Here is an 18,515-nt window from a genome sequence, read left to right as displayed (position 1 = left end):
CATGCGCAACCGTTGGCTGTCGTTCAATCTCGTTGCCGCCGTCTGCGTGACGGTGCTGGCGTTGGTCGCTTCGGTGCCGACAGCGCACGCGGCGGACGCGCCGGAAGCGCCGAACCCCACGCTGTTCGACGTGCCGGGCAGCGGCTACGAGCCGATCAAGGGACAGCCGTTCTTCCTGCTCTCGGATGCGAGCTACGGCACCGATCAGGAAGCGCTGGTCCGCCTTGAAGCCCCGGGCCGCGAGTACAAGGACGAACTGTCCCGCTACGGCGGCGCCGACATCCTCGTCTACCGCGTGCCGCAGCCGCTGGAATTTCTGAAGGCGCAGAAGAACCTGCACCGCATCGACGTCAAGGCCAACTACACGGGCGAAGGCCTGGCCAATACGCTGGCCTATCTGTGGGACAACTGGACGCGACAGGCCCGCCGCGCCTGGCAGCGCGTGCTGTCGTTCGCCACGCGCAGCAAGGCCGTGGAGACTGCGCCGCAGTTCAGCATGGGCGATCAGATGACCGCGCCCACGCGCTTCTCGAACAACCCGCAGTACGCGCCGCTCAAGGGCTACGAACTGCTGGGCCGCTTCCGCTACCCGATCTGGGATGCCAAGCCCATCGCGCCGCCCAAGGACGTGCAGCTCGAAGGCAGCAGCAGCGAATGGATGCCGCAGAACGCCGGCAACGTGATGATCCCGGTCGGCAAGCTGCCGGCGGGTTTGTACATCGTTGAAGCCGTGATTGGCGCGTACCGTGCGCATACGCTGTTGTTCGTGTCGGACACCGTGGCCGTCACCAAGGGCACTTCGCAAGGGATGATGGTGTGGACGGCCGAGCGCAAGAGCGGCAAGCCCGTCGCCGGCGCATCGGTCAGCTGGACCGACGGCGTAGGCGTGCTGGCCTCAGGTACCACCGAAGCGGACGGCACGGCCGACCTGCGTCACGTCTCGCCTGAACGCAGCTACGTGATCGGCAGCGACCGCGCGGGCGGCGTGTTCATCTCCGAGAATTTCTACTACGACAGCGAGATCTACAACACCAAGCTGTACGCCTTCACCGATCGTCCGTTGTATCGCCCGGGCGACGAGGTGAGCGTCAAGTTCATCGGCCGCAACTTCAAGAACGCGACCGAATCGACCGTGCCGGCGGCTGGCGACATCAAGCTGCAAGTGCTCGACCCGAATGGCGCACCGGTGGCCACGTCGACCACGCGCCTGACGGGCGAGACCGGTGCCGACGCGCGCTTTACACTGCCGTCCAACGCGCCTGCCGGCGGCTACTCGCTGCGCTTCGACTACAACGGCGGCACATACGGCGGCGCCTTCCGCGTGGCCGAATACATCAAGCCACACTTTGACGTGAACCTGTCGCTGGACAAGGCGAGCTACGGCACGGGCGAAGCGGTCAAGGGCAAGATCAGCCTGCGCTATCCGGATGGCAAGCCCGTCAAGAACGGCAAGGTGTCGGTCAGCTTGCGCGCGCAGCAGGTGACGATGGTGGAGGGCGAGCTGCGCTACGCGGGCCTGTTCCCCGTCAAGCTGGAGCAGCAGGAACTGACCACCGATGGGGACGGCAACGCCAAGCTTGAACTGCCCGCCGCCAAGGAGCCGAGCCGCTACGTCGTGACCGTGTTTGCCAACGATGGCGCGGCGTACCGCGTGAAGGTCACGCGCGAATTGCTGATCGCACGTGGCGCGACGCCGTACAAGCTGGCGACCACGTCGAACTTCACCACGCCGGGGCAAAACGTGTCGTTTACGCTGACGCCGATGCCGGTTGTCGGTGGAGCAAGCGGTGCCAGCGCGCCGCCCGCCAAGTGGGATCTGGTGCGCCTGGAAACGCGCACGCGCACCGAAGGCACGCTGGCGCCGGATGCCAAGGGCAATGCCACGTTCCCGGTCAAGTTCGACCAGCCGGGTTCGTACACGCTGTCGGTGCGCGATGCGGCCGGTAACCTGCTTGCCGCATCGAGCCACTGGGTGGCCGGCGATGGCGTGCAGACTGTGCCGGGCAACATCGAAATGGTGTTCGACCGCGATCGCTACCAGATTGGCGACACGGCCGAAGCGCTGATCACCTTCCCGCTGCCGGTGGACGATGCGCTGCTCACGCTTGAACGTGACAAGGTCGAGCACCACGCGCTGCTCACGCGCGGCGGCGATTGGCTCAGCCTGACGAAGGTCACGCCGTCGCAATACCGCGCGCGCATCAAGATCGGCGCGGAGTTCGCGCCCAACATGACGTTCTCGGTGCTGTACGTGCGCGACGGCGACATGGTGTTCCAGAACGCCGGCATCGTCGTCACACAACCGACGCTGGACCTGGCCGTGCATGCCGACAAGGCCGTCTACGCCCCGGGCGAGACCGTCACGCTGGACCTGACCAGCGCGCTGGCGGGCAAGCCCGTACCGGCCAACCTGACCGTGTCGGTGGTCGACGAAATGATTTACGTGCTGCAGCCAGAGGTGGCGCCCAGCATCGTCGATTTCTTCTATCACCCACGCCGCAACAGCGTGCGTACCACGTCGAGCCAGAGTTTCATCAGCTACGATCTGGCGCTCGCTTCGCTGCCGGGCAAACCGGGTGGAACGTATGGCCGCCACAACGAGCGCGGCGTGAAGGTGTTGGAGCGGCCCCGCCGCGACGAGCAGGACACCGCTGCTTGGGTCGCCAACCTGCAGACCGGCGCTGACGGCCGCGCCCGCATGACGTTCAAGATGCCGGATTCGCTGGCGCGCTGGCGCATCACGGTGCGTGCGGTGTCCACCACCGGCGCATCGGACGGCATCGTTGGCCAGCGCACGGCGAGCATTCGCTCTGACAAGCCGCTGTACCTGAAATGGACGGGCCCGCAACGCTTCCGCGAAAACGATCAGCCGCGTCTGGACATGGTCGCCTTCAACCAGACCGACAAGGACATCACCGCCGACTGGATCGTCTCCGGCGCTGGCCTGAACATCAACCAGCGCGTGACGCTCAAGCGCGGCGCCAACTACCTGCGCGCGCCCATTACGGCGCTGCAGGCGGGTGTCGTGAACGCCGAGCTGAAGCAGGACGACAAGGTTTCGGACCGTCTGCAGACCACGCTCAAGCTGGATGCAACGGGCTGGCTGGCCGACCGTGAAAACGTCGTCCCGCTCACGCAGTTGCAGGGCACGCGCCTGCCGCTTGGCCTGCCGGCTGATGCGCGCGACGTGCGCCTGCGTGTGGTCGGCAACACCGCCAGCCAGTTCGCCCGCGTGGCGGATGACCTGATCGAATATCCGTACGGCTGCGCCGAGCAGACCGCCAGCCGCCTGATCCCGCTGGCAATCGCTCAGCAAAGTCTGGCGGCCACCGGCACGCGACTGGGCGACGGCGGCCCGGCCGGCACGCAAGGCGTCGACGCGCTGTTGCGCACGCAACGCCAGCGGCTGGCACTGCTGGCGGGCACCAGCGGCACCTTTGGCTGGTGGGGCGAGCTGACCACCAGCAGCGCGCTCATCACGTCGTATGCGTATTACGCGGATTGGCTTGCCAGCCGCTCGGTCGGCATCAGCCTGCCGGCAGACAACTGGAAGCAGGTGCTCGAAGCCTACAAGCGCACCAGCCAGAACGAGCCGCTGCTGCACCGCGCGCTGGCGCTGTGGTTTGCCAATGAGATGGGGCTGCCGGTGGCGACGCCGCTGTCGGGCGTGGCGAACGAGCTTGCGCCCAGTGGCGGCAAGGCGGCCAAGGCCCCGGCCGATGCCGATCCTGCAGCGGGTGACAGCCTGATCTTCGTGGCGCCGGATTCGCCGCGCGGCCGCCAGGTGGCGACGGTGCTGACGGCACAACTGATGCGCCAAGTCGGCCAGCCTGTGCCGGAAGCGCTGGTCTCTGCTGACATTGCTGCCCGCAATGCGCTGGCCGCCGACACCTCACCGCTGGTGCAAAGCCTCCTGCTGATGGGCGGCGGGCGCTCGGCTGCCGATCCGGGCCCGCTGCTGGCCCGCGCCAGCGCTGCCATGCCGACGATGGATCGCGCTGTCGCGCTGGTTTGGCTGCAGAAGGGTCTGGGCGGTCTGCAAGGCGCGAGCGTTGCCGCCATCCAACCGGCTGTTGCGGCTGGTGGCTGGCAGGCGACGCGCTCTCCGGTGGGTGTGCCGACGTGGCGCTGGACCGGCGCGCAAGCCCCCGCCGCGCTGGACCTGACGGCGGCTCCGACCGACGTGACCACCCAATCGGCCATCGTGTCGTACCGCAGCCGCGCGGCTGAGGCCTCCAAGCTGCCGATCACGGTGGAGCGCAAGCTGTACCGTCTTGAGCCGACCGACAGCGCGCCCGCCAAGGCCGATCCAAAGGCGCCCAAGCAGCCGGCGGCCGACACCAGCAGCAGCGGCATCGCCTTTACCGCCAAGCCGGTCAAGCCGGGCGACACGCTCGACAGCAATGCACTCTACGTCGACGAGGTCGTGCTGACGCCGCGCCAGGGCACGTACCGCTACGGCCTGGTCGAAGTGCCGCTGCCGCCTGGGGCCGAAGTGGAGGCCACCACGTGGGGCATCCAGATCGACGGACTGAAGGGTGAGCCGAACGAAGGCAATGGCGCGCAGGCGTTCGAGCGCAAAGCCGCGTATGAAATGGGCCAGCTCTCGTACAACCAGCCGGTGCCCGCGCTGGAGCGCCCGACCGTGCTGCGCCAGCTTGTGCGCTTCTCGCTGCCGGGCCGCTTTGCGCTGCCGCCGGTGCGCTATTTCCGCATGTACCAGCCGGAAGCCAAAGCGTTCCAAGGCGACGGCAAGACCGCCAGCTATCCGTTCAAGGTGGAGTGATCTGGCGATGCCTTCCCGCCTGCTCGCGCGTGGTGTGCTGACCGGTCTGCTCTGGGCCGGCGGCGCACTCGCGCCTGCCGGGCAGGCTGGGCACGCCCTCGCCGCGCCGGTTGTCCAGTCGCTTTCGCAGCTTCGATATGCCGCTTTGCATGGCGATGAAGCCAAGCTCTGGCAATTCAGCGCTGACCCTGCCGGCGGCGTGCCGCAAGCCACTGCGTTGCCGCGCGACACCGAAACACCGCTCGGCAGCGTCTGGAAACTCTTCGTCTACAGCTATCTCGTCTCGCGCCGCATCAGCACGCCCGACTACACGTGCCACGGTAACGACCCCGAAGAGGTCTACTGCTGCACCGCCGGCAACAGCATCGACCGCGAGCGCGCGCTCATCCAGTCGTGCGGACGCTATTTCGAACCGGTGCGCCTCGGGCTGGACCGCGCGGACTGGCGCCGTTTCTGGCAGCAGGCCGGGGCGCCCACATGGCTGCGCGAGCTGCGTGCCATGCAGCCGACGCATCGCGTGCCGGTCGCCGATCTGCTCACCGCGCTGCGCAGCGTTCCGGCCGAAGGGCGTGAAACGGCCGCGCAAACGCTCATCTCGGTGCTGACCGTCGGGCGTGGCGAGGGCACAGTATCGGATTTCGGCGGTTTGCTGCGCGCCAAGACGTGGACGATGCCCGACCCGCAGCGCCCCGGCGCGTCCATCGGCGGCGCCGCGGGCTGGCTGGCCGACGGCACGCCTGTCTGGCTAAGTGGTGCCGGATCGAGCAATCAGGTGCTGGCCGCCGCCGCACCGCGTCTCACATCGTTGATCGAGCAGACGCCCGTGCCCGACGACGATGCCTGTGTCGTGGTGGATTTCTTCGCGCGTTACCCGATTCGCGAAGTGCGCGACGCCAGCGGCAAGCCGGTCGCCGCCGGTCGCCTCGAAGGCCGCTACGCCGTGCGCTTCGTCAACGGCAACACGCTGCCCATCGAGAGCAAGGGGGAGCTGACGCTCGCGCGCCAGAACAACGTGCCGGTCATTACCGGCCGCCTGGGCATGAACGATTACGTGGCACGGGTGGTTGAGCGCGAAGGCGAACTCGCCGAGCCCCAGGCAGCGCGTGCGTTGGCCGTGGCGGCGCGCAGCTACCTCGTGCAGCACGCCTCGCGCGACAGGGGCTGCTACCGCATCGCCGACAGCTCGCGCACCCAGCGTGTGCTGCCGCGCCCGCCGATGGCCGCCGCACGCAAAGCAGCCGAATTTACCGACACGCTGGTATTGGCGGGCCAGTCCGTGCAATACCACGGCACCATCAGCGCGCGCGGCCAGATGAGCTGGACCGCCGCGCGCGCCGCTGCTCAGCGCGGCCAGGGGTTCGACGCCATCCTCGCGCAGTGGTGGCCGCAGGCGACGCTCACGTCATTTCAGAGCCCGGTAGCGGGGGATTGTTCACCCGTGGCAGGGGCACAGCAGTGGCTCCAGGCGCGTGCGCCCGGTTGGTCCGCGCGTCTTCGCACGGAGGCGGGCTATGAGACGCCGCCGCTGCCCGCCGTGTGCGTCGTGCACGAGGGCCGGCCGTACGCCGATGCGCGCCGCAACCGGCTGTACGTGCACCGCCTTGCGACCGAGGAGGACCGCATCGCGCTGACGCACGAGTATCTGCACCTCGCCTTTGCGCGCCACCCGCGCGGGCAGGACGAACAGTTTGTCGAGGCGATGGCGCGTCGCCTGATTCGAGGGGAGGGTTTGCTGTGAAGAGTGGGATGACGCGCTTGGCGCTGTGCACCGTCGCGCTGCTGCTGGCCGCTTCGGCGCTGGCGGAGCCGGTGGCCGATCTGGAAGGGCCGATCGGCGGCTGGCGCAACAGCAAGCTGACCAACGAGCTGGAACAGTACACCGCGGCGTATCCGAAACCCCCCGTGGACCGTGGCGCGCAAAAGTACCGCACGCTCATCGCCGGGCGCATCCGCGCGGCGGGCAAGCAGCGCCGCCCGCCGGTGCTCGTCGTCAACGGCAACGCCATGCCGCTGTATGGCGATGGCGAAGGCCGTTTTGCGCGCCCCTGGGCGTTCGGCCCCGGCTCGAACAGCGTCGAAATCGTCAGTGCCGACGGGCAGTCACGCCAACGCCTGCAGTTCTACGAGGCCGACACCACCAAGACATCGGCCAAGCTGCGCGCCGTCCTCACGTGGGACGACCCGCGCGCCGAGGTCGACATGCACGTCATTTCGCCGATTGGCGACCACGCGTTCTGGGCGCAGCCGCTGCTGTCCGACGGCGGCGGCCTCGACGTGGACAGCGTCGACGGTGCCGGGCCGGAGATTTTCTCGACCGCCGCGCCACGCCCGGGCGTGTGGCTGTTCTACGTGAACTATTGGGGCAACTTCAACGCCGGCGGCTACAACTTCGACGAAAAGGCACATGACCGGGATCTCATCACCGCACAATTGACGCTGATCTATAACGAGAACACGCCCAACGAGCGGCGCGAGTTCGTCAGTGTGCCGCTGCGCAAGATCGGCGAGCTGGCGCTGATGAAATCGATCCGCTTCTGACGTGACGCACATGATGCCTTCCACTTTCCGTCTCGCCGCTGCCATCGCGCTGGCCGCGTTTGCGGCCGCTGGCAGCGTGCTTGCGCAAACCGACGCCGGCAATATCGAGATGACTGCGCCGCTCAATGGCTGGCGCAATTCGGCGGGCGATGAATCCCGCTACACGCAGGACGTGCATTACCCGGCCGTATCGGTGTCGACGCCCCAAGGGCAGGGTTTGGCGTCGATGATCGCCGGGCGCATCCGCAACCAGCCGAAGGCTGCTGCAGCAATGGAAGAAAGCAAGCCGCGCCGCCGCCGTGGCGCCGACGGCTCGTCGGTGGGCACGCTGATCGTCAATGGCGTGGCCATGCCGCAGCGCATCGAGGCAGACGGTACGTTCTCGCGCCCGTATGCATTTGGCGCCGGCAGCAACAGCGTGGAGGTGCGCAGCGCGCGCGGCGACGCCAAGCGCGTGCAGTTCTACGACAGCTACGCTGGCAAGCAGCGTCCGCGTTTGCGCGTGGTCCTGTCGTGGGACACCGATGGCACCGATCTCGACTTGCACGTCATATCGCCCGACGGCCAGCATGCCTGGTACGGCAACCGCGTGGTCGAAAACGGTGGGGCGCTCGACGTGGACGTCACCACCGGGTATGGTCCCGAGATCTACTCGAACCCGGCCCCCGTGCCCGGCACGTATCTCGTCTACGTGAATTACTACGGCAGCGGCAATGACGGCAGTGCGATCACCACCGCCACCGTCAGCATCATCACCGACGAGAACACGCCGTCCGAGCGCCAGCAGACGTTTGTCGTGCCGATGCGCAAGGCCGGCGATCTGACGCTGTTACGCAGTTTCACAATGAAATAGGATCGCCATGGACACGCAGACCGTTGCCGCCTACGACGCGCTCGCCGAAACCTTCGCGCAGGAGTGGCGCGACCAGCCTGCGCCTGAAGACCTGTATGCGTTGCTGCGCCGTGAGTTCAAGGCAGGCGGCGCCACCGCCGACATCGGCTGCGGCGCGGGCCGCGAGGTAGCGTGGCTCAACGCCAATGGGTATCCCGCCGTCGGCTACGACGCCTCCGCCGGGTTGCTCGAAGCCGCGCGCGAGCAGTATCCGGGGCTGTCGTTTCGGCAGGCGCTGCTGCCCGAGTTGGTCGGTATTGCCGAAGGCGCGTTCGACAACGTCCTCTGCGAGACGGTCATCATGCATCTGCCGCCCGAGCAGATTGGCGCGTCGGTGGAGCGCCTGGTGTCGTTGCTGCGCCCGGGCGGCACGCTGTACCTGAGCTGGCGCGTCACGCCTGAGGCGGATCAGCGCGATGGGCGCGGCAGGCTGTTCGCGTCCTTCGATGCGACGCCCGTGCGCAAGGCGCTGGCCGGCACCGAGCTGATCTTTGACGAGGCGGCGGTCAGCCAGTCCTCGGGTCGGACGATCCATCGCATCGTGGCGCGCAAGGTTTGACCGCAGCGTTGCCCACAATCCGAGTGTCCTGATTGACCGCCCCTCGGCGGGGTTTGTCACAATAGCGGTTTCGCCCAGCCCGCGCGTGACACCGCGCGCACCCGCCGTCCCGATGTACGACTCCCCCGCCATAGACCACGCGCTGCAGGCGCTGCCCGAAGACACCGCCGCCGCCACGCATGCGGTGCTGCACGATGTGTTCGGCTACAGCGCATTCCGCGGCCCGCAGGCGGAGATCGTCGCCCATGTTGCGGACGGCGGCGATTGCCTGGTGCTGATGCCTACCGGCGGCGGCAAATCGCTTTGCTATCAGATACCTGCACTCGTGCGGCACCGGCGTGGGCAGGGCGCCGGCATTGTGGTTTCGCCGCTGATCGCGTTGATGCAGGACCAGGTGGCCGCGCTGGAAGAAGCCGGCGTGCGCGCCGCGTACCTCAATTCCGCGCTGACGGGCGCTGAGGCCGCGCAGGTCGAGCGCGATCTGGCGGCGGGCCGGCTGGATCTCGTCTACGTGGCGCCCGAGCGGCTGATGACGCCGCGCTTCCTCGATTTGCTTGAGCGATCGCGCATCGGCCTGTTTGCCATCGACGAAGCGCACTGCGTGTCGCAGTGGGGGCACGATTTCCGGCCGGAGTACATCCAGCTTTCCGTGCTGCACGAGCGTTTCCCGCACGTGCCTCGCATTGCGCTCACCGCCACGGCCGATGCCGTCACGCGCGACGAAATCGTCGAGCGGCTGGCGCTGACGGACGCGCGCGTCTTCCTCTCCAGCTTCGATCGCCCGAACATCCGCTACACCATCGTCGAGAAGGACAGCGCGCGTCAGCAACTGCTGCGCTTCATCCGCGCCGAGCACATGGATGGCGACACCTGCGACGCCGGCATCGTCTACTGCCTCTCGCGCAAAAAGGTGGAGGAGACCGCCCAGTGGCTGGCCGAGCAAGGCATCCGCGCGCTGCCGTATCACGCAGGGATGGACTCCCAAGTGCGTGCCCGCCATCAGGCCATCTTCCGCAAGGAGGAGGGCGTCGTGATGGTGGCGACCATCGCTTTTGGCATGGGCATCGACAAGCCCGATGTGCGTTTCGTTGCGCATCTCGACTTGCCGAAGAGCCTTGAAGGCTATTACCAGGAGACGGGCCGCGCCGGCCGCGACGGTCTGCCCGCCAACGCGTGGATGGCGTATGGCCTGGCCGACGTGGTACAGCAGCGCCGCATGATCGACGAGTCCGATGCGGACGATGTGCACAAGCGCGTCTCCACCGCCAAGCTCGAAGCGCTGCTTGGCCTGTGCGAAGCCGCAACCTGCCGGCGCGTGGCGCTGCTCGCGTACTTTGGTGAGAGCAGCCAGCCGTGCGGCAACTGCGATACCTGCCTGACGCCGCCGCAAACCTGGGATGCCACGCGCGAGGCGCAGATGGCGCTGTCGTGTGCATACCGCGTGCAGCAGGCGAGCCGCGTGACCTTTGGCGCCGGCCAGCTCATCGATATCCTGCGCGGTAACGCAACGGAGCGCGTCAAACAGTGGCACCACGAAACGCTCTCTACCTTCGGCATCGGCAGCGATCTGTCCGAAGCCGCGTGGCGCAGCGTGTTCCGACAACTGGTCGCGCAAGGCCTGTTTGCGGTGGACCACGGCGGCCATGGCGCGCTGATCCTGACCGACGCGGCGCGCCCCGTGCTCAAGGGCGCGCGATCGGTGATCCTGCGCCGACAGGCCGAGAAGGTGCGTAGCGCGTCGTCATCGTCGACGAAGAAGGAGCGTCGCGCCGATCCGGCCGCCGAGCTTTCTACCGAAGCGCAGGTGCGCTGGCAGGCGTTGCGTGCCTGGCGGACGCAGGCTGCGCGCGAGCACAGCGTGCCTGCGTATGTGATCTTCCACGACGCCACGCTGGCGCGCATTGCCGAGACCGATCCCGACTCGCGTGAAGCGCTGGGCGAGCTTCCCGGTATCGGCATGGCCAAGTTGGACCGCTACGGCCAGGCGCTGCTCGACGTGCTGGAGAAGTGCCGCGACCAAGCCTAGGCGGACAGCGGCAGTGGCCCCATCGCGCCGGTGCTGCTCAGGTGGTCGCCCAGGAAATCGACAAACGCCCGCACCTTCGGCAGCAGGTGCACACGCTGCGTGAACACCGCGTGCAGCGGCACCTCCCGCGCCGTGTAGTCGGTCAGCACGGCCTGCAAGCGCCCCGTCGCAACATCGTCACGCACCAGATACGCTGGCCCCAGCGACACGCCCAGCCCTGACCGTGCCGCCTCGCGCAGCACCAGGCTGTTATTGGCGAGCATCGAGCCCGCGACGTGAGCGATATGACGATGGCCGGCGGCGTCCGTCAGCACCCAGTCGTGTGGCCCGTCGTAGTTGGCGTAGACGAGGCAGTTGTGATTGCGCAAATCCTCGGGCGACTGCGGAATGCCCCGCTCGCGAAAATACGATGGCGCCCCGTAGATGGCGTGCGCGCAATTCGCCAGCCGCCGCGCGACCAGCGAAGAGTCCTCGAGCATGCCAATGCGGATCGCCACGTCGATGCGCCCCGCGACCAGATCAGCGTAGCGGTCGTTCATGTCCAGGTCGATCTGCACGGCGGGGTAGCGCGCCTGGAATGCGCCCAAGAGCGGCGCCAGCAATGTCACCGCAAACGAGGCCGGCGCCGACACGCGCAACGTGCCGCGCGCCTCGTCGCGCAGGGCGCTCACGGCCTGCTCCGCTGCATCGACGAGCGCCAGGCCTTCGCGGCTTTTCTCGAAGAACGCCGCGCCCGCTTCGGTGAGCGACAGGCGCCGCGTCGTCCGTTGCAGCAGACGCGTCTGCAACCGCGCCTCCAGCCGCGCCAGCGCCTTGCTGATCACCCCGCGCGACATCACCATCGCCTCGGCCGCCGCCGACAAGCTGCCGCGCTCCACTACCTGCACGAAGATCGCCACATCAGAAAGCCGGTCCATATTTGCGCACGTATGGAAACAATATGGCGCCAGAGCCTACCTTAATCTGCGCAAATCGGCTGGCTACGATGGGCCCTCCGAACCTTCGTCCTGTTCATCATGACTACCGAAGCTCCTGCCATCGCCGATCCCAACCCGCCCGCCGCCGACCGGCTCCCCCTGGGCGCCACGCCGCTGTTTGCCGTCGCCGTCGGGCTTATCGTCATCAACCTGTTCGGCATCCAGCCGCTCATTGCCGAGATCGCCGCGAGCATTGGCTGGACCACCGCCGCCGCTGGCTTGCTCGTCACCGCCACGCTGATCGGTTATGGCATCGGTCTGTTGCTGCTGATGCCGCTGACCGACCTGCAGGACAACCGCGCGCTGGCCTCGCGCACGCTGTGGGGCGCGGTGGCTTCGCTGGCGCTGACCACCGTCGCGCACAGCGGCCAGGTACTGATGCTCACCGCCTTCGCCATCGGCCTGACGTCGACTGTCATTCAGATGCTGATTGCGCTGGCGGGGCGCCTGGCCGCCGACCACCGGCGAGGGCGCGTGCTCGGTGACATCATGATCGGCCTGAACCTGGGCATCCTGCTCTCCCGCCCGGCCGCCAGCTTCATCGCCGCGCAGTGGGGGTGGCGGGCGTTTTACGGTGCTTCTGGGGTGGCGATTGCCGTGCTGGCCGTCCTGCTGCCGCGCGTGATGCCGACCTTCGTGCCGCCGCGCACGTTGTCATACGGCGCGCTGCTGGGCTCGTACGGCAATCTGCTGCGCAGAGAGCCGGTGTTGCGTCGCCGTGCCGCTACGCAGGCCTTGCTGATGGCGGCGTTCACGCTGTTCTGGACGGCTGTGGCCCTGCGGTTGGCGGCAGCGCCGTTCCATCTTTCGCAAAATGGCATCGGGATCTTCGCGCTGTGCGGTGCCGCCGGTGTCGTGGCCGCGCCGATTGCCGGGCGGCTGGCGGATCGCGGTCTCGTGCGCGTGGGTACGCTGCTCGCGCACGGCAGCGCGGCAACGGGTTTGCTCGTGGCGCTTGCTTCGGCGCTGCTGCCGGGCCTGAGCGTTCCCGTCATGTTGGCGATGCTCGTGGCTGCGGCGCTGTTGCTCGATTTCGGCGCCATCGGCGACCAGGCGCTTGGCCGCTACATGGTCAACACGCTGTCGCCCGAGATCCGGGGGCGCGTGAATGGTCTGTACACCGGAGCGTTCTTCTTCGGCGCGGCAGCAGGCGGTGGATTGGCCGGCGTGGCGTGGGCCCGCGCCGGATGGATCGGCGTATCCGTTCTTGCGCTCGGGTTTGTGGCCGCAGCTGCACTTGTCTTCGTATGGCCAGCGCGTGCGCCGCGTGCGATTGGCGCCACACCGCGCCGATGCTGACCTGTTCACGCGTCGCCAGACTGGCGGCGCGCTTGACGCTTGCAAGACAGCCCGCTATAGTGCCAGATTCGAGTTTTTGGCTTCTGGTTTCGCGCGTCCGTGCCCGGCAAAGCGCTGTGCAAGACATTCTGAACCAGACGGGCTCGCGCTCTTTGGTCTTGATCTGTTCCCGCAGGTCCTCCCTTCAGAGCGTTCTGCTCGCCACTTCCATAAAACCCGATTGCGCCGTCCGCCTCACAAATGAGGCGTTCACGTTATGTGAGCCGGCGATTTTTCAAAAACCAAGCTGGATTGAACAATGCCAACCATCAATCAACTGGTTCGCAAGCCCCGCGTCTCGGAAAAGCTGAAAAGCAAGAGCCCGGCACTTGAGAACTGCCCGCAGCGTCGCGGCGTGTGCACCCGCGTGTACACCACGACGCCGAAGAAGCCGAACTCGGCACTGCGTAAGGTCGCCAAGGTGCGCCTGACCAACGGTTTCGAAGTCATTTCGTACATCGGCGGTGAAGGCCACAACCTGCAAGAACACAGCGTCGTGCTGATCCGCGGCGGCCGTGTGAAGGACTTGCCGGGTGTGCGTTACCACATCGTGCGCGGCTCCCTTGACCTGCAAGGCGTCAAGGACCGTAAGCAAGCGCGTTCGAAGTACGGCGCGAAGCGTCCGAAGGCGGCCTAAGTCGTCAGTGAGATCGCGCCGCTTTTGCGGTCACGGTCTTGTCATGAGCAGGCGGTACAACGGTGCGTTTTTCGACCGCACTGGCACCGTCGAGTAAGTGGTCACCCGGCTCAGATTGTTGGAAGACAAGCTAGTTGGTGGCCGGAGAACCGAAGCGGTTCTCAACTGAACAGAGAAGGAAAGAAGATGCCACGTCGTCGTGAAGTCCCCAAGCGGGAAATTCTGCCGGACCCGAAGTTCGGCAATGTGGAAGTCGCCAAGTTCATGAACGTCCTGATGTTGGACGGCAAGAAGTCGGTGGCTGAACGTATCGTCTACGGTGCGTTCGACCAGATCGAGAAGAAAGCAGGCAAGGCGCCGATCGAGGTGTTCACGCTGGCTATCGGCAACATCAAGCCGGTGGTCGAAGTGAAGAGCCGTCGTGTTGGTGGCGCCAACTATCAGGTGCCGGTCGAAGTCCGGCCGTCGCGTCGTCTGGCATTGGCGATGCGTTGGCTGCGGGAAGCTGCGAAGAAGCGCAGCGAGAAGTCGATGGCCCTGCGTCTGGCTGGTGAGCTGCTCGAAGCCTCGGAAGGCCGCGGCGGCGCCATGAAGAAGCGCGACGAAGTGCACCGCATGGCTGAAGCCAACAAGGCGTTCTCGCACTTCCGCTTCTAAGCGACGCGACAACGTTGTTGGTTGCTGGGCGGGCTGTGTGCGCACATCTCGCCCATTTGTATTAGGGGCGCTTGGCCGTGGGCCAGCGCCCCGTTGACGAATCTGAGGATTAACCGTGGCTCGTAAGACCCCCATTGAGCGCTACCGTAACATCGGTATTTCCGCTCACATCGACGCCGGCAAGACCACCACGACCGAGCGGATCCTGTTCTACACCGGTGTGAACCACAAGATCGGTGAAGTGCATGATGGCGCTGCCACCATGGACTGGATGGAGCAGGAGCAAGAGCGCGGCATCACCATCACGTCCGCTGCTACCACCGCCTTCTGGAAGGGCATGGGCGGTAACTACCCCGAGCACCGCTTCAACATCATCGACACCCCGGGCCACGTGGACTTCACCATCGAGGTGGAGCGTTCCATGCGTGTGCTGGACGGCGCGTGCATGGTGTACTGCGCAGTGGGTGGCGTGCAGCCGCAGTCCGAAACCGTCTGGCGTCAGGCCAACAAGTACAAGGTGCCGCGTCTGGCGTTCGTCAACAAGATGGACCGTACCGGCGCGAACTTCTTCAAGGTCTACGACCAGCTGAAGACCCGTCTGAAGGCCAACCCGGTGCCCGTCGTGGTGCCCATCGGCGCTGAAGACGGCTTCCAGGGCGTCGTCGATCTGCTGGAAATGAAGGCCATCATTTGGGACGAAGCCAGCCAGGGCGTGAAGTTCGAATACCACGACATCCCGGCCAACCTGGTTGACGTCGCGAACGAGTGGCGCGAGAAGATGGTCGAGTCGGCAGCTGAAGCCAGCGAAGAGCTGATGGAAAAGTACCTGGGCGGCGAAGAGCTGTCCCGTGCTGAGATCGTCAAGGCACTGCGCGACCGTACCATCGCCTGCGAAATCCAGCCGATGCTGTGCGGCACCGCGTTCAAGAACAAGGGCGTGCAGCGCATGCTCGACGCCGTGATCGACTTCCTGCCGTCGCCCGTCGACATTCCGCCGGTTCAAGGCATCGACGAAAACGACGAAGAGAAGAAGCTCGAGCGCAAGGCAGACGACAACGAGAAGTTCTCGGCGCTGGCGTTCAAGATCATGACTGACCCGTTCGTTGGTCAGCTGATCTTCTTCCGCGTCTACTCGGGCAAGATCAACTCCGGCGACACCGTGTACAACCCGGTGAAGCAGAAGAAGGAGCGTCTGGGCCGTATTCTGCAGATGCACGCCAACCAGCGCGAAGAAATCAAGGAAGTGCTGGCAGGCGACATCGCCGCTGCGGTGGGCCTGAAGGACGCCACCACGGGCGACACGCTGTGCGACCCGAGCGCTCCGATCATTCTCGAGCGCATGGTGTTCCCGGAGCCGGTGATCTCGCAGGCAGTCGAGCCGAAGACCAAGGCTGACCAGGAAAAGATGGGTATCGCCCTGAACCGCCTGGCTGCTGAAGATCCGTCGTTCCGTGTGCGTACCGATGAAGAATCGGGTCAGACAATCATTTCGGGTATGGGCGAGCTCCACCTCGAAATTCTGGTCGATCGCATGAAGCGCGAATTCGGCGTGGAAGCCAACATTGGCGCCCCGCAAGTTGCCTACCGCGAAACCATCCGCAAGAAGGTCGAAGACGTCGAAGGCAAGTTCGTCAAGCAGTCCGGCGGTCGCGGCCAGTACGGTCACGCTGTGATCACGCTGGAACCGGCGGACGAGGAGGCGAAGAAGGCTGGCAAGAACTTCGAATTCGTCGACGCCATCAAGGGCGGTGTGATTCCTCGCGAATACATTCCGGCGGTCGAGAAGGGTATCGTCGACACGCTGCCGGCCGGTATTCTGGCGGGCTTCCCGGTGGTGGACGTGAAGGTCACGCTGACGTTCGGTTCGTACCACGACGTGGACTCGAACGAAAACGCGTTCCGCATGGCCGGTTCGATGGCTTTCAAGGAAGCCATGCGCCGCGCCACGCCGGTTCTGCTGGAGCCGATGATGGCTGTGGAAGTGGAAACGCCGGAAGACTACACGGGCACCGTGATGGGCGACTTGTCGTCCCGCCGCGGCATCGTGCAGGGCATGGACGACATGGTGGGCGGCGGCAAGATCATCAAGGCCGAAGTCCCGCTGTCGGAAATGTTCGGTTATTCGACGTCGCTGCGCTCGCAAACGCAGGGCCGCGCCACGTACACCATGGAATTCAAGCAATACGCTGAGGCGCCGAAGAACATCGCCGAAGCTGTGATGGCTGCCAAGGGTACGAAGTAATCAACGTGTTTTGGCGGCGCGCGCGTGCGTGCCGCCTGCATCCCAAATCTAGTAATTAGCCGATTCCGAATTGAGGAGCTGACATGGCAAAGGAAAAGTTCGAGCGGACCAAGCCGCACGTGAACGTTGGTACGATTGGTCACGTTGACCACGGCAAGACGACGCTGACCGCAGCGATCGCAACCGTGCTGTCGAGCAAGTTCGGTGGTACCGCGAAGAAGTACGACGAAATCGACGCAGCGCCGGAAGAAAAGGCACGCGGCATTACGATCAACACCGCGCACATCGAGTACGAAACGGCCAACCGCCACTACGCGCACGTTGACTGCCCGGGCCACGCCGACTACGTCAAGAACATGATCACCGGTGCCGCTCAGATGGACGGCGCCATCCTGGTGTGCTCGGCCGCTGACGGCCCCATGCCGCAAACGCGTGAGCACATCCTGCTGGCCCGTCAGGTTGGCGTGCCGTACATCATCGTCTTCCTGAACAAGTGCGACATGGTGGACGACGCTGAGTTGCTGGAACTGGTCGAGATGGAAGTGCGCGAACTTCTGTCGAAGTACGACTTCCCGGGCGACGACACCCCGATCATCAAGGGTTCGGCCAAGCTGGCGCTGGAAGGCGACAAGGGCGAACTGGGCGAAGTGGCCATCATGAACCTGGCCGACGCACTGGACACCTACATCCCGACGCCGGAGCGCGCTGTTGACGGCACGTTCCTGATGCCGGTGGAAGACGTGTTCTCGATCTCGGGTCGCGGCACCGTGGTGACCGGCCGTATCGAGCGCGGTGTGATCAAGGTCGGCGAAGAAATCGAAATCGTCGGTATCGCCATGGACGGCGACAAGCCGAAGATCGACAAGACGACCTGCACGGGCGTGGAAATGTTCCGCAAGCTGCTGGACCAAGGTCAGGCAGGCGACAACGTCGGTATTCTGCTGCGCGGTACGAAGCGCGAAGACGTTCAGCGTGGCCAAGTGCTGGCCAAGCCGGGCTCGATCAAGCCGCACACGGAATTCACGGGCGAGGTCTACATCCTGTCGAAGGACGAAGGCGGCCGTCACACGCCGTTCTTCAACAACTACCGTCCGCAGTTCTACTTCCGTACGACGGACGTGACTGGCTCGATCGCCCTGCCGGAAGGCAAGGAAATGGTCATGCCGGGCGACAACGTGTCGATCACCGTCAAGCTGATCGCCCCGATCGCCATGGAAGAAGGTCTGCGCTTCGCAATCCGTGAAGGTGGTCGTACCGTCGGTGCTGGCGTCGTTGCCAAGATCCTGAAGTAAAAGGCGGATTGATGCGCTGTTCCTCGCAAGGGGTGCGGCGCATCGCCTGTTGCATCGCTCTTTCAATCTACCGGCGGCCCGGCCGCCATGCTCTTTAAGGAAACATCATGCAGAACCAGAAGATCCGTATCCGCCTGAAGGCTTTCGACTATCGCCTGATCGACCAGTCGGCCGCTGAAATCGTCGAGACCGCCAAGCGCACCGGCGCGATCGTCAAGGGCCCGGTGCCCCTGCCGACTCGCATCCAGCGTTTCGACGTTCTGCGTTCGCCGCACGTCAACAAGACCAGCCGCGACCAGTTCGAAATCCGCACGCACCAGCGCCTGATGGACATCGTCGACCCGACGGATAAGACTGTCGACGCGCTGATGAAGCTGGACCTGCCGGCCGGTGTGGACGTCGAGATCAAGCTGCAATAAGCAAGACACCGCTGCCGGATCCTTCCGGTAAAGGGCAAACGGCGAGCCAAGTGCTCGCCGTTTTGCTTTTGAGGTGGCGGATGTTGCATTGCACACGACATCCGGACGCTATCCGGCAATAGGCCTTGCATATTGTTCGTAACCGGGATATA

At 65.5% G+C, this 18,515-nt stretch carries 13 protein-coding genes; 12 read left to right on the top strand and 1 reads right to left on the bottom strand.

Features of this window, described 5'->3' with window-relative positions; translation table 11 throughout:
* Position 1 precedes the first annotated feature (1 nt).
* The 6 genes from N5B55_RS14385 (at position 2) to recQ (ending at position 10,801) form a co-directional block, all read left to right on the top strand.
* Positions 2–4,786, top strand: coding sequence for an alpha-2-macroglobulin family protein (locus tag N5B55_RS14385; protein WP_304538497.1), 4,785 nt, complete (start codon positions 2–4; stop codon positions 4,784–4,786).
* Between the two features lie 7 nt (positions 4,787–4,793).
* Positions 4,794–6,524 (top strand): DUF2300 domain-containing protein, encoded by a 1,731-nt coding sequence (locus N5B55_RS14380; RefSeq protein WP_304538496.1) that lies wholly within the window; start codon positions 4,794–4,796, stop codon positions 6,522–6,524.
* Between the two features lie 8 nt (positions 6,525–6,532).
* On the top strand, positions 6,533–7,324 hold the full coding sequence (locus N5B55_RS14375; RefSeq protein WP_154208716.1) for a YfaP family protein: 792 nt from the start codon (positions 6,533–6,535) through the stop codon (positions 7,322–7,324).
* Positions 7,325–7,334: 10 nt separating this feature from the next.
* Entirely contained in the window at positions 7,335–8,177 is an 843-nt protein-coding gene (locus N5B55_RS14370) for a YfaP family protein (RefSeq protein ID WP_304538495.1), read from the top strand.
* A gap of 7 nt (positions 8,178–8,184) precedes the next feature.
* Positions 8,185–8,775, top strand: coding sequence for a class I SAM-dependent methyltransferase (locus N5B55_RS14365; protein ID WP_304538494.1), 591 nt, complete (start codon positions 8,185–8,187; stop codon positions 8,773–8,775).
* Between the two features lie 112 nt (positions 8,776–8,887).
* A complete protein-coding gene (gene recQ / locus N5B55_RS14360; protein WP_304538493.1) occupies positions 8,888–10,801 on the top strand; it encodes a DNA helicase RecQ in 1,914 nt (637 codons plus the stop codon).
* On the opposite strand, the gene N5B55_RS14355 is transcribed toward recQ, so the two are convergent.
* A complete protein-coding gene (locus tag N5B55_RS14355) occupies positions 10,798–11,718 on the bottom strand; it encodes a LysR family transcriptional regulator (RefSeq protein ID WP_304538492.1) in 921 nt (306 codons plus the stop codon). The genes recQ and N5B55_RS14355 overlap by 4 nt on opposite strands.
* Positions 11,719–11,817: 99 nt before the next feature.
* Here N5B55_RS14355 and N5B55_RS14350 point away from each other — a divergent pair, with 99 nt between their 5' ends.
* From N5B55_RS14350 to rpsJ, 6 genes are all read left to right on the top strand, one after another.
* Positions 11,818–13,077, top strand: a complete 1,260-nt coding sequence (locus tag N5B55_RS14350; protein ID WP_304538491.1) for an MFS transporter — start codon at positions 11,818–11,820, stop codon at positions 13,075–13,077.
* A gap of 298 nt (positions 13,078–13,375) precedes the next feature.
* The gene (rpsL, locus tag N5B55_RS14345) at positions 13,376–13,753 is read left to right on the top strand and encodes a 30S ribosomal protein S12 (RefSeq protein ID WP_003265519.1); all 378 of its coding nucleotides are present in this window, start codon (positions 13,376–13,378) and stop codon (positions 13,751–13,753) included.
* A 186-nt stretch (positions 13,754–13,939) separates the two neighbouring features.
* Positions 13,940–14,410, top strand: coding sequence for a 30S ribosomal protein S7 (rpsG, locus tag N5B55_RS14340; RefSeq protein WP_004634470.1), 471 nt, complete (start codon positions 13,940–13,942; stop codon positions 14,408–14,410).
* Positions 14,411–14,525: 115 nt separating this feature from the next.
* Positions 14,526–16,652, top strand: coding sequence for an elongation factor G (gene fusA / locus N5B55_RS14335; RefSeq protein ID WP_009241889.1), 2,127 nt, complete (start codon positions 14,526–14,528; stop codon positions 16,650–16,652).
* An 83-nt stretch (positions 16,653–16,735) separates the two neighbouring features.
* Entirely contained in the window at positions 16,736–17,944 is a 1,209-nt protein-coding gene (tuf, locus tag N5B55_RS14330) for an elongation factor Tu (protein WP_009241890.1), read from the top strand.
* 107 nt (positions 17,945–18,051) lie between these two features.
* Complete coding sequence (gene rpsJ / locus N5B55_RS14325) at positions 18,052–18,363, top strand: 30S ribosomal protein S10 (RefSeq protein WP_004634473.1); 312 nt, start codon at positions 18,052–18,054, stop codon at positions 18,361–18,363.
* Positions 18,364–18,515: the final 152 nt, after the last annotated feature.

Origin of the sequence: Ralstonia pickettii (assembly GCF_030582395.1) — a bacterium.
In the GTDB taxonomy this organism is placed as follows: domain Bacteria; phylum Pseudomonadota; class Gammaproteobacteria; order Burkholderiales; family Burkholderiaceae; genus Ralstonia; species Ralstonia pickettii_D.
This window is presented reverse-complemented; position numbering and strand designations above follow the sequence as displayed.